Source organism: Oxalobacteraceae bacterium OTU3CAMAD1 (genome assembly GCA_024123915.1).
Taxonomy (GTDB): Bacteria; Pseudomonadota; Gammaproteobacteria; order Burkholderiales; family Burkholderiaceae_D; genus Rugamonas.
In genome coordinates, this window is sequence record CP099650.1 from 4,552,648 (window position 1) to 4,567,061 (window position 14,414).

The following is a 14,414-nucleotide window of genomic DNA, read 5'->3' on the forward strand; positions in this document are numbered from 1 at the left end:
CCGGTCCATGCCGCGCACCACGGCCGACGGCGCGGCCATCTCCAAACAAGTCCTGACCGAAGCGGCCACGTGGCTGATGGAGCTGCACGAAGGCCCGCTCAACCCTGCCAGGCGCGCACAACTGGCGGAATGGCGCCAGCGCAGCGACGAACATGAACGGGCATGGGAAAAGGCCACCGCCCTGCTGGGAAAATTCGACGCCTTGCCGCTGCCGGGCGCCACCGCGCTCAAGAAAATGGCGATGCCGCAGCGGCGCGGCGCCATCAAGATGCTCACCGCGCTGCTGGTGGCGGGGCCGGCGGCCTGGCTGGCCTACCGCAACGCGCCATGGCAGCAAGCCGGCCGCCACGTCACCGCCGTCGGCGAGCGCCGCGACATCGTGCTCGCCGACGGCTCCCAACTGACCCTGAACACCGACACTGCCATCGAGGTCGAATTCGACGGCGTGCGCCGCGTCGTCCATTTGCGCCGGGGCGAGATCCTGATCACCACGGCCAGGGACGGCGCGCAGCCTTCCCGCCCGTTCCTGGTGATGGCCGGCGAAGGCGCCATACGTGCGCTGGGCACGCGCTTCATGGTGCGCCGGTTCGACGGCCGCAGCCGGGCGGCGGTGTTTGAAGGCGCGGTGGAGATCACTCCGCGCGATGCGCCGTCGGCCAAGGCGATCATCGCCGCCGGAAGGCAATCGGACTTTTCCACCGCGCGTGTCGATGCCTCCGTTGCCGCCGACGAGGCCGGAACCGCGTGGAAAAACGGCATGCTGATCGCCGACCGCATGCCGCTGTCGCAGTTCGTCGCCGAACTCGGCCGCTACCGGCGCGGCGCCCTGCGCTGCGATCCGGCCGTGGCGCGGTTGCCGGTATCGGGCGCCTTCCCGCTGTCCGACACCGACGCCACGCTATCCCTGCTGGAACAAACCCGACCGGTAAAGATGCGGTATCTCACCCGCTATTGGGTTGACGTTGAAGCGGCCGGAAAATAATTGAAAAAAGTTGAGCCTTTTTCGATTCTCGTTCGGCATATCAGATGAGAACACCACATTTGATGCTCGAAAGGCCAGCAAAAATGAATCATCAGCAGAGAAATACGCGGACCAACGCCATCCTCCAGCGAACGGCGCTATCGATGGCAATGAAGTACGCCATCGCCGGGCTGTCGGCGGCAGCCTTGGCGCACGCGCCCTTGGCATACGCACAAGCACAGGCTGCGGACGCCATCCTGTACCACGACATACCGGCCGGTCCGCTGGGCCAGGCCCTGTCCGGGTTTGCCGCCCGCGCCGGCGTCGCGCTGTCCTTCGACGCCGCGCTGCTGGAGGGTAAAACCAGCAGGGGCCTGCGTGGCTCCGTCTCGGTCGCGGACGGTTTCGCGCAGCTGCTGCAAGGAAGCGGCCTGCAAGCGCAGCAGCTGACCGGCGGCGCCTACACGCTCAAGGCGGCGGCGCCGGCGCCTGCCTCCCCCATCGCCCGCGCCGCGCCACTCGCCGAGAGCACCGTGACCGAACTGCCGGCCGTCGAGGTGACCGCGCAGCGCACCAACAGCACCATGATTCGTCCCACCCGGCAAAGCACGGTGATCGAGCGCGACGAGTTGAACGAGCTGCGCCAAGCCTCCGACAGCCTGGCCACCGTGCTGAGCAAGGCAGTGCCCGGCATGGCCGACTCCAGCCGCACCATCACCGACTACGGCCAGACGCTGCGCGGGCGCAACGCGCTGGTGCTGGTCGATGGCATTCCCCTCAACACCAACCGCGATTCGTCGCGCAACATGGCGTCGCTGAACCTGGCCAGCATCGACAAAGTCGAAGTGCTGCGCGGCAGCAGCGCCATCTACGGCACCGGCGCCAGCGGCGGCATCATCGCCATCACCACGCGCCCGGCCGGCGGCGCGCCGTATGCGGAAACCACGGTGTCGCTGCGCTCGCCGTTGTCGCGCATAGGCAGCGACGGCCTGGGCGGCGAAGTCAGCCACTACATGTCCGGCGCCAGCAGCGCGGTCGACTACGCGTTCAATGTCGGCCTGCAGCATATTGGCGGCTCGTACGACGGCAAGGGCCGTCGCATCGCGCCCGAGCCCAGCCAGGGCGACCTGTTCGACAGCGACAACTACACATTCGGCGGCAAGATCGGCTTCCGGATCGACCGCGACCAGCGCGTGCAGTTCGCCGCCAGCCGCTATGTCGCCGAGCAGGACAGCGACTACGGCTCCGATCCCTCGGTGGCGCGCCTGCCGGCCGGCTCGGCGGTCGCGCGGCCAATCGAAGGGCTGCGCCTGGACAGGCAAAACCAGCTCAGGAACACGCTGATGAGCGCGAGCTACCAGCACAAGGATATCGCCGGCAGCGCCCTGTCGACGCAGCTGTACTACCGCGACTACTTCACCCGGTTCACGCCGTTCGACGCCCGCTCGGTGTCCACGCGCGGCAACAACGTCGACCAGGTCATGCAAAATTCGGAGGTCTGGGGTGGACGCGTCACCGTCGACACGCCGCTGGCGACCAATCTCAAACTGCTGTGGGGCGTGGACTTCAACCAGGAACGCAGCGACATGCCGGACGACTTCTTCAACGCCGCCGCGTACGACGCCAGCGGCGGCAAGGTGTTCGAGCTGAGCCGGACCATGCTGTACATGCCGCCGCTGACCACCCGCAGCATCGGCGGCTTCGGCCAGTTGCAGTACAAGTTGAACCAGGAGTGGGCGCTTGAAGGCGGCCTGCGCTACGAGCACGCGCGCGCGCGTTTCGACGATTTCGTACCGCTGTCGCAGCTGCGCGCCGCCAATCCGCAACAGGTCAGGGGCGGCGCGCTGTCGTACGACGCCTGGATGTCCAACATTGGCGCGGTGTACAAGCCGGCGCGGGGCCAGGAACTATACGCGGCGTTCAGCCAGGGCTTCCAGCTGCCGGACATGGGCCTGCAGGTGCGCAACGCAACGCCCGCCTTTAACCTCGCCTCATCCGCGCTGGAACCGGTCAAGACCAACAACTACGAGCTCGGCTGGCGCGGCGGCGTGGGCGACGTCCAGGGCACGCTTGCGGTGTTCTACACCACCTCCAAACTGGGCGACGTGCAAAGCTTTAACAACGGCCTGATCCTGACCCGCACCGCCGAGAAGATCCGTGGCCTGGAGGCGGGACTCGACTATCTGCCGCAGGCGACGCCGTGGGGCTACGGCGCGACCTTGACCATGATGTCGGGCCGGGAAACGCCGCAGGGCAGCAGCCGCGACCAGACCATGAGCGGCTACCGCATTCCTCCAACCAAGGTGACGGCCTATGTGCAGTACAAGCCGGACGCCAAGTGGAGCGGCCGCCTGCAGGCGACGTACTTCGGCGCCCGCGACTCGCGCCTGAACGGCGCGACCGGCTTCGGCCGACGCGACGTGTCCAGCTACACCACGCTCGACCTGATCGGCCGCTACCAGCTGACGGCGCGGGACACCATCACGGCCGGCATCGAGAACTTGCTGGACCGCTACTACCTGCCGGCCTACAGCCAGCTTATGCGAAACAGCAACAACACCAGCCGCTTGCCGGCGCCCGGAGCGGCGCTCAGCGTCAGCTACAACCACCGCTGGTAAAAGGGTAGTTCCGGCGAGCCCGCCGCCGGGTCATACCCAGAGAGTATCGACGACAAACCAATTCGGTCTTGGACACACTCCGGCCTGTTCTCTATTCTCAGTTCGTGCCACGAATGCAACAGCACAAACTTATAAATAGAAAACACGGAGACCAAGATGAAGAAATCCATACCAGCGGGGACGGCATTGACACGCCTGCTTGCAAGCGCGGCCGCCCTCGGCCTCGCCGCATGCGGGTCCAACGATCCGATAACGCCCGAAATCCCGGCCGTCCCGGCAACCCTGTCCTGCAACGACACGATGAAGACGGGATTCGCACCCGACGCCAACACCAAGGTATTGCTGGTCAAGGCTTTCAAGAAAGGCGAACCGTTGCTGGCGAGTGGCGTCGCGACGTCCGCCACCCCAACCGCTACAAACGACGTCTGCATGGTCAAGCTACTGGTCGGCCCCGGCAATCCGGGCCCCGCCGGCGCGCCGTCGACATCGCCCGGCATCGGCATCGAAGTCTGGCTCCCCGCACCGGGCAATTGGAACAACCGCATCCACGTGCGCGGCGGCGGCGGCTGGGCCGGCAGCGCCGAGGGCGATATCGCCCAGCTCGCCAGCGACTCGGTGGACACGCCCTCGCCCGCCGGCATCGCCATGGACGAAGGCGCGGTGTCGGCCAGCACGGACACGGGCCACACCGGCACTCCCGAAGGCCGGGACGCGTCGTTCGCGATGAACCCGGACGGCACCATCAATACCACGCTGTGGAAGGACTTTGCCGAACGCGCCATCCATGAAATGGCGGTCAAGACCAAGGCGCTAGCCAAGGCCTACTACGGCAAGGATGTCAAGTACGCCTATTGGAACGGCTTTTCCACCGGCGGCCGCCAGGGCTTGAAGGAGGCGCAGGCCAACCCGGCCGACTTCGACGGCATCCTGGCCGGCGCCCCGGCCATCAACTGGAGCAAGTTCATCGTCACCGAGCTGTATCCGCAGGTCGTCATGCAGCGCGACCTGGCCGGCGTCAACCTGCGCAACGACCAGCTCGACTTGGTGTCCAACGCCGCCATCGACGCCTGCGACAGCGTCGGCGGCCAGCACCTGGGCTATATCCCCGATCCCGCGCAATGCCGCTACGATCCGCGCAAGGATGCCAAGGTGTTGTGCGCCGGCGTGGCCGGTGTCGGCGTCACCGGCGCCAGCGTGCTGCCCAGCTGCGTCAACCTGGCGCAGGCGGGCGCGCTCAACAAGATGTGGTACGGGCAGACGGCCGACGGCTCCGTGCCCGATCCGGCGCTCGACAACGGCTTCGGCACAGCCACCGCCGCCGCGCAAAAATGGTATGGACTGGCGCGCGGCACCAGCATGACCGCGCTGGCGGGCGCGGCGCAGTTCCCCATCGCCAGCGAGATGGTCGCGCTCTCGTTGCAAAACCCGCTGCTGGCCAGCCCGCTGTTCCGCAACGCCACCGGCAACGGCGCGAATGGCTGGAAGAGCCTGGGCTATGCCGACCTGGCCATGGCCTGGGAGCGCGGCGTTGCGCTGCAGCCGGCCTTCGGCAACATCAACACCGACAACCCGGACCTGTCCGCGTTCAAGGCGCGTAACGGCAAGTTGATCATGTATCACGGCCTGGCCGACGTGCTGATCCCGCCGCAAGGCTCGATCAACTACTATCACCGCGTGGCAGACCAGATAGGCGGCCTGGCGGCGACACAGGGCTTTTACCGGTTTTACCTGGTTCCGGGCATGGGCCATTCGTTCAGCAACGGCACCTCCAACGCCACGGCGACGCCGCCGTTGCCGACCAATGGGCAGCTGTACGCGTTGCTGACCGACTGGGTCGAAAAAGGTAGCGCGCCGGGCACCATCACCGCCGGTTCCGGCGCGAAGACCAGGCCGCTGTGCGTCTATCCGCAAAAAGCAGTCTTCACCTCGGGCGATCCGAACCAGGCCACAAGTTATAGCTGCATGTGACGCGTATAAAAGCTACGGACGGGGTCGGAGGCGCGCCTCCGCCTCCGCCGGCGCGATCCGCGTGTCGCGCTCCGCTCCGCGCACGCGCGCGGCCAGCCACTGCGCGGCGTCGTCGACATAGGTGAACACCACAGGAATGACAAGCAGGCTCAGTACCGTCGAGGTGATCAACCCGCCGATGACGACGATCGCCATCGGCGCGCGGAAGCTGGGGTCGGCGCCCCACCCCAGCGCGATCGGCAGCATGCCCGCGCCCATGGCGATGGTGGTCATGACGATCGGACGCACGCGCTTGCCGCAGGCGTCGATGATCGCGTCCCAGCGCGCCAGGCCGTGGTCGCGGCGTGCCAGGATGATGTAGTCGATCAGCAGGATCGAATTCTTGGTCGCGATCCCCATCAGCATGATCAGGCCGATCATCGACGGCATCGACAGCGCCGTGCCCGTGACGAACAAGGCCACGAAAGCGCCCGGCACCGACAGCACCAGCGCGGCCAGGATCGTCACCGGCTGCATGAAGTCCTTCAGCAGCAGCACCAGCACCATGTAAATGCACAGCACTCCGGTCAGCATCGCCACGCCGAAGCCGGCGGCCAGCTCGCCCATCGCCTCGGCGTCGCCGATGGTCGCCTGCACCACGCCCGGCGGCATCTTTTGCAAACTCGGCAGCGCCAGGACGGCCGCTTCGATGTCGCCCAGCGGCTGGCCGTTCAGTTCGATCTCGAAGTTGACGTTGCGCAGGCGGTCGTAGCGCGCGATCTCCGACGGTCCGCTGCCGATCGTCAGCGTCGCGACGTTCTCCAGCGACACCGGCCCGCGCGCGCCCGGCACCGGCAGCCGCTTGAGCGTTTCGAAGTCGTCGCGGGCGCCGTCGGCCAGCCGCACGACGACCGGCACCTGGCGCTCGCTCAGGTTGAGCTTGGCCAGTTCCTGGTCGTAGTCGCCGGTAGTGGCCACGCGTAGCGTGTCGGCGATGGCCGCCGACGTCACGCCGAGGTCGGCGGCGCGGTCGAAATCCGGGCGCACGATCAGCTCGGGGCGCAGCAAGATGGCCGTTGAGGTGACCGCGCCGATGCCGGCGATGCCGCGCAGCTCGTTTTCCACCACCAAGGCGTGGCGGGCCAGCGCCGCGCCGTCCTCCCCCGCGAGCACCAGCACGTAGTTTTCCGATTCCCCCATGCCGACCTTGACGCGTGCGCCGGGCAAGGCGGCCAGCGCCGCGCGCAGTTGCGACTCGATACCCTGCTTGGTCAGGCCCGGGCGGTGGTCGCGGTGCGTCAGGTTCAGCGTGAGCACGGCCGTTCGCACGTCGGCAACGGCGCCGCCGGACGAGCCCGCCGGATCGGCCCCGGCGCTGCCGCCACCGATGGCCGAATACACCAGCTTGACGTGCGGGTTGCCCATGACAATGCCGCGCGCCCGCTCGGCCAGCGCAAGCGTGTCGCCCAGCTTGGCGCCAGGCGCCAGGGTCACCGTCACCTGTGTCTGCCAGTCGTCGTCCGGCGGGATGAAGGTGCCCGGCAAGGTGGCCGCCAGCATCAGCCCGCCCGCGAAGAACGCGGCGGCGGCGGCCACCGTCAGCGCCCGGTGGCGCAGGCACCAGCGCGCGCAGGACAGATAGGCTTCCAGCCAGCGCGGCGCGTGACGAGGCTTGGCCTCGGGCGCGCGCAACAGATAGGCCGACATCATTGGCGTGAGCATGCGCGCCACCACCAGCGAGAAGAACACCGCGATGGCCGCCGTCCAGCCGAACTGGACGAAGAACTTGCCGACCGTGCCGCCCATGAAGGCGGTCGGCAGGAACACGGCGATCAGGGTGAAGGTGGTGGCCACCACCGCCAGGCCGATCTCGTCGGCCGCCTCCATCGCCGCCTGGAACGGCGTCTTGCCCATCAACAGATGGCGCTCGATGTTTTCGATCTCGACGATGGCGTCGTCGACCAGCACGCCGATCACCAGCGACAGCGACAGCAGGCTGACCGTGTTGACGGTGAAGCCCATCCAGTGCATCAGCGCAAAGGTGGGGATGGCCGACAGCGGCAGCGCCACTGCCGCGATCAGGGTGGCGCGCCAGTCGCGCAGGAACAGGAACACCACCAGCACCGCCAGCGCCGCGCCTTCGTACAGCAGCCGCATCGAGCCGTCGTAGTTCTCGCGCACCGGGTCGACGAAGTTGAAGGCCTCGGTGACGACGATGTCCGTGTGCTTGGCCTTGAGGCGCTCGAGTGCGCGCTGGACGCCTTCGGCGACGTCGATCTCGCCGGCGCCGCGCGAGCGCGTGATCTCGAAGCCGACCACCGGCGCGCCGTTCAATAGCGCGGCCGAGCGCGGTTCGGCAAAGGTGTCGGTGACCGTCGCCACCCGGTCGAGCCGTACCCGGCGCCCGTCGCCCATGGTCACGTCCAGCAGGGCCACCTCGGCGGCCGATTGCACGGTGGCGATGGTGCGCACCGATTGCTCGGCGCCGCCCAGGTTGACGCGCCCGCCCGGCGACTCGCGCTGGATCTGGCGCAGCTGGCGCGACAGGTCCACCGCCGTCGTGTTCAGCGCCAGCAGCCGCGCCGGGTCCAGGGCCACGCGCACCTCGCGGTCCACGCCGCCGACCCGCGTGACAGCGCCCACGCCTGGTACTGCCAGCAGCGTCTTGCCGACCTCGTTGTCGACGAACCAGGACAGCGCCTCGGCGTCCATGTGGCTGGAAGCGACGGTGTAGGTCAGGATGGGCGCGCCGGCCAGCTCCACTTTGCGGATCACCGGGTCGCGCAGGTCGGCGGGCAGGTCGGCGCGCACGCGGGAGACGGCGTCGCGCACGTCCTCGACGGCCTGCTGCGCCGGTTTTTCGAGGTGGAATTCGATGGCGATGTTGGCGTTGCCGTCGGTCAAGGTGCTGCGGATGTGCTTGACGCCTTGCACGGTGGCGAGCGCATCCTCGATCTTGCGGGCGACGTCGGTTTCCAGCTGCGCGGGCGAGGCGCCGGGAAGCTCGGCGCTGACGGTGACCGTCGGCAGCTCGATGTCGGGAAAGTTCTGCACCTTCATCGCGCGGAAACCCATCAGGCCCCCGAGCGTCAACAGGATGAACAGCAGGATGGCCGGGGTCGGATTGCGGATCGACCAGGAGGATATATTGAAATGCATCGTGTTCTTTCGTTTAATTGGGGCCGGCGTTGGCGGCGACGGCGGCCGGTACCGGCGTCTTCATCGATGCCGGCGCGGCGGCCACCGTGACCAGGTCGCCGTGCCCGAGGAAAGCGCCGCCGGCCGCCACCACCCGCGCCGGCGCGGCGATGCCATCGACGATCTCGATCCTGTCGCCCGCGCGCCGCCCCACCGTCACTTTGGTCTGCGCCACGCGCGAATCGGCGCCCACCCTCAGTACATAGCTGAAGCCGTCGCGCATCAGCACCGCGCTTTGCGGCAAGGTCACCATGCGGACGCTGCCGGTCTCGAACTCCCCGCGCGCGAACATGCCGGCGCGCGCCGGACTGTCCAGCGGCAGGTCCACGTACACCAGACCGTTGCGCGAGAGCGTATCGACCGCCGGCGCGACCATCCGCAGACGGCCCTTGACCGGCTTGCCGCCGGCCGGCGTCACCAGCGCGGCCTGGCCGGGCTTGAGCTGGACCAGGTCCGAAGCCGCGACCTCGGCGCGCCATTCGAGCCGGCCGCGCAGGATCAGCCGGAACAGCTCCTGCCCGGCCGGCGGCACCGCGCCCACCGTCGCGCTGCGCGCCGAGATCACGCCATCGTCCGGTGCCAGCACGCGGGTCTGCGCCAGGCGCAATTGCTGGGTGTTTTCGGCGGCCCGCAACGCGTCCAGCCGCGCCTGCGCGGTGCGCTCGGCGGTGAGGTATTGCTGGATTTGCTGGGCCGACATGGCGCCGGTGGTCTGCAGTTGACGGGCGCGCTGCGCGTTGGCCCCGGCCTCGGCCAGCGCGGCCTCCGCCTCGGCGGCGGCCGCGCGGCTTTGCGCCAGCTCGGCGCCCACGGTGGCGGCGGCGAAGGTGGCCAGTAGCTGGCCGCGCCGGACCACGTCGCCAACATTGACCTTGACCTCGGCCAGGCGCAGCCCGTTGGCCTCGGTGCCGATGCTGGCTTCCTGCCACGCCGTGATATTGCCGTTGGCGGCCAGCCGGATCGGCAGCACCGCCGGCTGCGGCGTCGCGACTTCGACCGTCAGCGCGCTCCTGGGAGCGGCCGCCGGCGGCTTGGCCGGCTCCGGCATGGCCACCGCGATGGCGGCGACGGCAAGCGCGGCGGCCAGCGCCGCTGCCAAATAGAAGAGATGGTGGCGTATATTTTTCATCATTGGTTTCCTTGTTCTTGGCGGGCCTGCGCGGTGTGGCTGCCGATGTTGGCGATGGATGATTCGGGCGACTCGGCGGTAGTTGCGGTCGATGCCTGCGCGCCGGCTTCGGACCAGCCGCCGCCGAGCTCGCGGTACAGGGCGATCCAGGCGGCCACCCGTTCGCGGCGCAGGTCGATCACCGCGACCTGCGCCGCGAGCATGCTGCGGCGGGCGTCCTCCAGCTCGAACAAACTGGCGGTGCCGGCCTGGTAGCTCGCCTCCGTCGCACGATAGGAGCGCTCGAATCCGGCGGCGGCGGCATCGGTGTCGGCGCCGCGCGCGGCCGTGCTCCGCAGCGTGACCAGCGCCGTTTCCACGTCGCGCACCGCTTCGCGCAGGCGCGCCGCGTAGACCGTGGTGGCGGTCTCGTAGCGCACGCGCGCCGCCTGCGCGTTGGCGCGCAGCGTGCCGCCGTCGAACAGCGGCAAGGTCACGGCCACCGGTCCCACGCTCCAGACGCTGCCGCTACTGCTGATGCCGCCGCCGCTCACGCGGTTGGCGCCGATGCTGCCGGCCAGGGTGACGCGCGGCCAGCGTTGCGCCAGTGCCTGGTCTGCCCGAGCGCTGGCGGCCACGACGTCGCGCGCGGCGGCGTAAATATCGGGCCGTTGCGCCAGCACGGCGGCCGGCACGGCGGCCACGGCCAGTTCGGCCGGTTGCGGCAAGCGGGCGGCCCAGGCGGCAAGCTCGCCGCGCAGCGCCGTCTCGTCCAGCGCGGTGAGCGCGACCAGCGCCTTGACCGAGAGGTCGCATTGCGCGCGCTGCTGGATCAGGGTGGCGTTCGCCTGCGCAGCGCTGGCGCGCACCAGATCGGCCGTGGCCGGCGCGCGGAAGCCGGCGTCCGCCGCCAGATCGGTCAATTCGGAGGTCCGGGTCCGCGAGCGGGCATCGAGCTCCGTCTGCACCAGCTGCGCTTCGCAGACGCGCAGGCTGACGTAACTGGTGGCGATTTCGGCGGCTAGCGACACCCGCGCCACATGCCAGCCGGCCTGGCTGGATTCCAGCGCGGCCTGGGCGGCGCCAGCGCCGGCGCGGTAGGCGCCGAACAGGTCCAGCTCCCAGGCGGCCTGCAAGCCGGCCGATGAAGCCTTGCCGATGGGCGCGGCGATCTCCGAGCGGGCGCGGCTGGCGCTGGCATTGGCGCTCAGGTTGGGCAGCAAGGCGGCGCCGCTGGACACCCTGGCCGCGCGGGCGTCGGCGATGCGGGCCAAGGCTTCCGCCAGGGTCGGGCTGGCTTTCTGCCCGGCCGCGATCAGGCGCGGCACTAACGGGTCGTCGAATTGCCCCCACCAAAGGCCCAGGTCGGCAAGCTGGCCGCCGTGCGGCAGCGGCGCGTGCCATTGGGCGGCCACCGGCGCCGCCGGACCGCCCGGTGTCAGCTCGGGAACGACGGTCGCGCAGCCGGCCAACCACGCGACGGCGGCCAGCTGCGGCGCGTGCGACAGCGGCCGGCGGAAAAATAGAATCAAGTTGGCGGGTGAACGCATGCGATGCCCTCGGAATTAACAAAGCGTCACTATCGGGCACCCCGTCTTTCCGGATACTTACCGGAAAGGACGAGTTTTGATGTTTTTTTCGGGTAAGTATTCAGTAAGACGACTTGGCCGACCATGTCGTTTCACACTCAACATTCGGAGAAACCACCATGCAGTTTCCGCGCATCTTTACCTCGGCCACCCCTTCGGCAATCAACCACGTGACGGTCGCCTCGGTCCTCGCACTCGGGCTGGGCGCCGCGTCCGTTGCCAACGCCGCCCCGGGCGACGGGGCGTCCTCGTGGGGCCTGGGCGTGGCAGCGTTCACCGAGCAGCAGCCGTACGCCGGCATCGACCGGGAAAACCGCGCATTGCCGCTAATCTCCTACGACAACCAATATGTGCGCGTGTTCGGCCCCGTCGTGGAATTCAAGGCCTACAGCGTCGATCTCGGCGGCGGCCAGCGCCTCGACCTGCGCGTGGTCGGCAAGTACGACTTCAGCGGCTATGAAGCCAAGGACGCGCCGATCCTGAATGGCATGCGCGAGCGCAAAGGCGGTTTCTGGGCGGGCGGCAAGGTTAAATGGGCAACCGGCGTGGTCGATGTCAGCGCCGAATTGCTGGCCGACGCCTCGGGCAACAGCAAGGGCCGCCGCTTCAACCTGGGCCTGGAAAAAAACTGGCGCATCGGCCAGCATGTTATATTGACGCCCCGCGCAGGCGCCAGCTGGGTCGACAAGAAATACGTCGATTACTACTACGGCGTCGCCCCCGACGAGGCGCGCGCCGGCCGTGCCGCTTACGAGGGCAAATCCGGCGTCAACGCCGAATTGGGCTTGCGCGGCACCTACGTCGTCGATGCGCACCACTCCCTGTTTCTTGATCTGGGGGTGAGCAAGCTTTCCAAAAAGATCAAGGATAGCCCTCTGGTCGACCGCGCGACCGAGAGTCGTGTCGGCCTGGGATACCTGTACCGCTTCTGATGAATCGCATTCTACTAATCGAAGACCACGACCGCCTTGCCCAGCTGATGTGCAAGGCGCTGGCGGCCGCCGGCATCGCGGTCGACGTCATCGACCGCATCGACAGCGCGTGGTCCGCCATCCAGCAACTGCCGTACCAGGCGATCATCCTCGACCGGGGTTTGCCCGACGGTGACGGGCTGTCCCTGTTGCAGCGCGTGCGCGCCGCCGGGCTGCACGTGCCCTGCCTGGTGCTGACGGCGCGCGACGCGCTGCACGACCGCGTCGCGGGGCTCGAGGCCGGGGCCGACGACTACCTGCCCAAGCCCTTCGCCATGGACGAGATGGTCGCGCGTGCGCGAGCCTTGCTGCGCCGCCCCGTCGATTTCCGCCCGCTCGACCCCAGCCACGACGACCTGACGCTGCGCCCCGGCGAGGGTCTGGTCTGCTGCGCGGAGGAAAGCGTCACCCTCGCGCCGGCGGAGATGCAGATCATGCTGATGCTGGTGCACCGCCATGCCGAGGTGGTGCGCCGCAGCGCGCTGGAGGCCGCCGCCTGGGGGCTGAGCGAGGCCGTCACGCCCAACGCGCTGGACGTGGCGCTGCACCGGATACGCCGCAAACTGCTGGCCATCGGCTCGCGCCAACGGATCGTCAATGTGAGGGGACTGGGTTATGCGCTTCGCGAAGCCGACGTGGCTGAATAGCCTGGGCGTCAAAGTCTTATTGGCCTACGTGGCCGGCATGGTGCTCAGCATCACCCTGCTGCTGGCGGCCGTTTTTTACCTCATCTCGACGAAAAGCGAGATTTTGCCCAGTATGGACGTGGCGGAACGCGCGGAGGAAATGGCCGAGGCGCTGCTCTTCGACAGCGCCGGACGGCCGGTCGGCTTCATGGAAAGCGAAGACAGTCATCCCTGGACGTACGACAGTCTCCGGCGTGAGATCGCGTACCGCGTGCTGGACGCGGCCGGCAACGTCGCCCTCGCGTCCGCCACCGGCCCCGGGACGGCATGGCCGTCGACACCGGCGACGCGCCGGTTGACATCCGGTCCCTTCACCTTCGATTTCGCCGGCGTGCCGATGTACGCCGGCACCGCCGCCGTCGAGCACGACGGCAAGCGCTGGTATGTGCAGTTCGCCGCGAGCAAGCGGATCGTCGAGCTGTTCCAAACCGAGTTCGCGCTGCCGTTCATGGGCGCCGGCGTCGTGTTGTTCAGTGTGGTCATGCTGTTCGTCTTCGGCGCCTGCGCGCTCATCACGCTGCGCTACACACTCAAGCCGCTGCGCGAGGTGTCGGAATCGGCTGCCGCGATTTCCCCGCGCGCGCTGCACGCGCGGCTGCGGGTCAACGCGGTGCCGGCCGAGATCGCGCCGCTGGTCGACAGTTTCAACCGTGTGCTGGAGCGCCTGGAACAGGGTTATCGCGTCCAGCAGGGTTTTCTGGCGACGGCCGCGCACGAGTTGAAGACACCGCTCGCCCTGATCCGCGCCCAAGTCGAGCTGACGGGCGAAGGTGACGAGCGCGATTCGCTGCTCAGCGACATCCAGCACATGACGCGCCAGGTACAGCAGTTGCTGCTGCTGGCCGAAGCGAGCGAGGAGCAAAATTACATTTTCGCCATGGTCGATCCGCGCGACGTCGGCGCCGAGGCGGTCGGCTATCTGCGCCGCATGGCCGATGCGGCGAATGTACGCCTGACCTTGCGCGACGACGGCCCGGCGGCGCCATGGCAGGCGGACCCGGCGACGCTGTTCACCTTGCTGAAAAACCTGCTGGAAAACGCCATCCAGCATGCCCCCGAAGGCACCGAGGTGTGCGTGACGGTTGGCGCCGAGGCGCTGACGGTACGCGATAGCGGCCCCGGGGTGACACCGGAACAGATGGCGCGGATGTTCGAGCGCTTCTGGCGTGGCGCGCACCGCCGCGACCATGGCGCCGGACTGGGCCTGTCGATCTGCCAGGAAATCGCGCGGGCGCACGGCTGGACACTGGCGGCGCAGCGGATGGAACCTGGTCTGCTGTTCCGGCTGACCACCCGCCCGACGCCGGACGCGTAGAGCCGGTGCGGCGGATGCCAC

General features: G+C 68.4%; 9 protein-coding genes. 6 read left to right on the plus strand and 3 right to left on the minus strand.

Annotation, left to right across the window (positions count from 1 at the left end; all coding sequences use genetic code 11):
- The first annotated feature begins 7 nt into the window (after positions 1 to 7).
- The 3 genes from NHH88_19530 to NHH88_19540 all read left to right on the plus strand — a co-directional run bounded on the left by NHH88_19530 (position 8) and on the right by NHH88_19540 (position 5,547).
- Positions 8 to 982, plus strand: coding sequence for a FecR family protein (locus NHH88_19530; protein USX11888.1), 975 nt, complete (start codon positions 8 to 10; stop codon positions 980 to 982).
- Positions 983 to 1,125: 143 nt separating this feature from the next.
- Positions 1,126 to 3,579, plus strand: coding sequence for a TonB-dependent receptor (locus NHH88_19535; GenBank protein USX11889.1), 2,454 nt, complete (start codon positions 1,126 to 1,128; stop codon positions 3,577 to 3,579).
- A gap of 156 nt (positions 3,580 to 3,735) precedes the next feature.
- Complete coding sequence (locus NHH88_19540) at positions 3,736 to 5,547, plus strand: tannase/feruloyl esterase family alpha/beta hydrolase (GenBank protein USX11890.1); 1,812 nt, start codon at positions 3,736 to 3,738, stop codon at positions 5,545 to 5,547.
- Positions 5,548 to 5,559: 12 nt separating this feature from the next.
- Here the strand turns inward: NHH88_19540 and NHH88_19545 are convergent, their stop codons facing one another.
- Genes NHH88_19545 through NHH88_19555 form a run of 3 tightly spaced genes read right to left on the minus strand, consistent with a single transcriptional unit; the run spans position 5,560 to position 11,382 of the window.
- Positions 5,560 to 8,685, minus strand: a complete 3,126-nt coding sequence (locus NHH88_19545; GenBank protein ID USX11891.1) for an efflux RND transporter permease subunit — start codon at positions 8,683 to 8,685, stop codon at positions 5,560 to 5,562.
- Between the two features lie 13 nt (positions 8,686 to 8,698).
- Positions 8,699 to 9,856: an efflux RND transporter periplasmic adaptor subunit gene (locus NHH88_19550; protein USX11892.1), complete on the minus strand. Its 1,158-nt coding sequence runs from the start codon at positions 9,854 to 9,856 to the stop codon at positions 8,699 to 8,701.
- The gene (locus NHH88_19555; GenBank protein USX11893.1) at positions 9,853 to 11,382 is read right to left on the minus strand and encodes an efflux transporter outer membrane subunit; all 1,530 of its coding nucleotides are present in this window, start codon (positions 11,380 to 11,382) and stop codon (positions 9,853 to 9,855) included. Before NHH88_19555 ends, NHH88_19550 begins: the two co-directional genes overlap by 4 nt.
- A gap of 158 nt (positions 11,383 to 11,540) precedes the next feature.
- Here NHH88_19555 and NHH88_19560 point away from each other — a divergent pair, with 158 nt between their 5' ends.
- Genes NHH88_19560 through NHH88_19570 form a run of 3 tightly spaced genes read left to right on the plus strand, consistent with a single transcriptional unit; the run spans position 11,541 to position 14,393 of the window.
- A complete protein-coding gene (locus tag NHH88_19560; protein ID USX11894.1) occupies positions 11,541 to 12,353 on the plus strand; it encodes a MipA/OmpV family protein in 813 nt (270 codons plus the stop codon).
- Positions 12,353 to 13,039, plus strand: coding sequence for a response regulator transcription factor (locus NHH88_19565; protein USX11895.1), 687 nt, complete (start codon positions 12,353 to 12,355; stop codon positions 13,037 to 13,039). Before NHH88_19560 ends, NHH88_19565 begins: the two co-directional genes overlap by 1 nt.
- Positions 13,008 to 14,393, plus strand: a complete 1,386-nt coding sequence (locus NHH88_19570) for a HAMP domain-containing histidine kinase (GenBank protein ID USX11896.1) — start codon at positions 13,008 to 13,010, stop codon at positions 14,391 to 14,393. The genes NHH88_19565 and NHH88_19570 overlap by 32 nt, the downstream gene beginning before the upstream one ends.
- Positions 14,394 to 14,414: the final 21 nt, after the last annotated feature.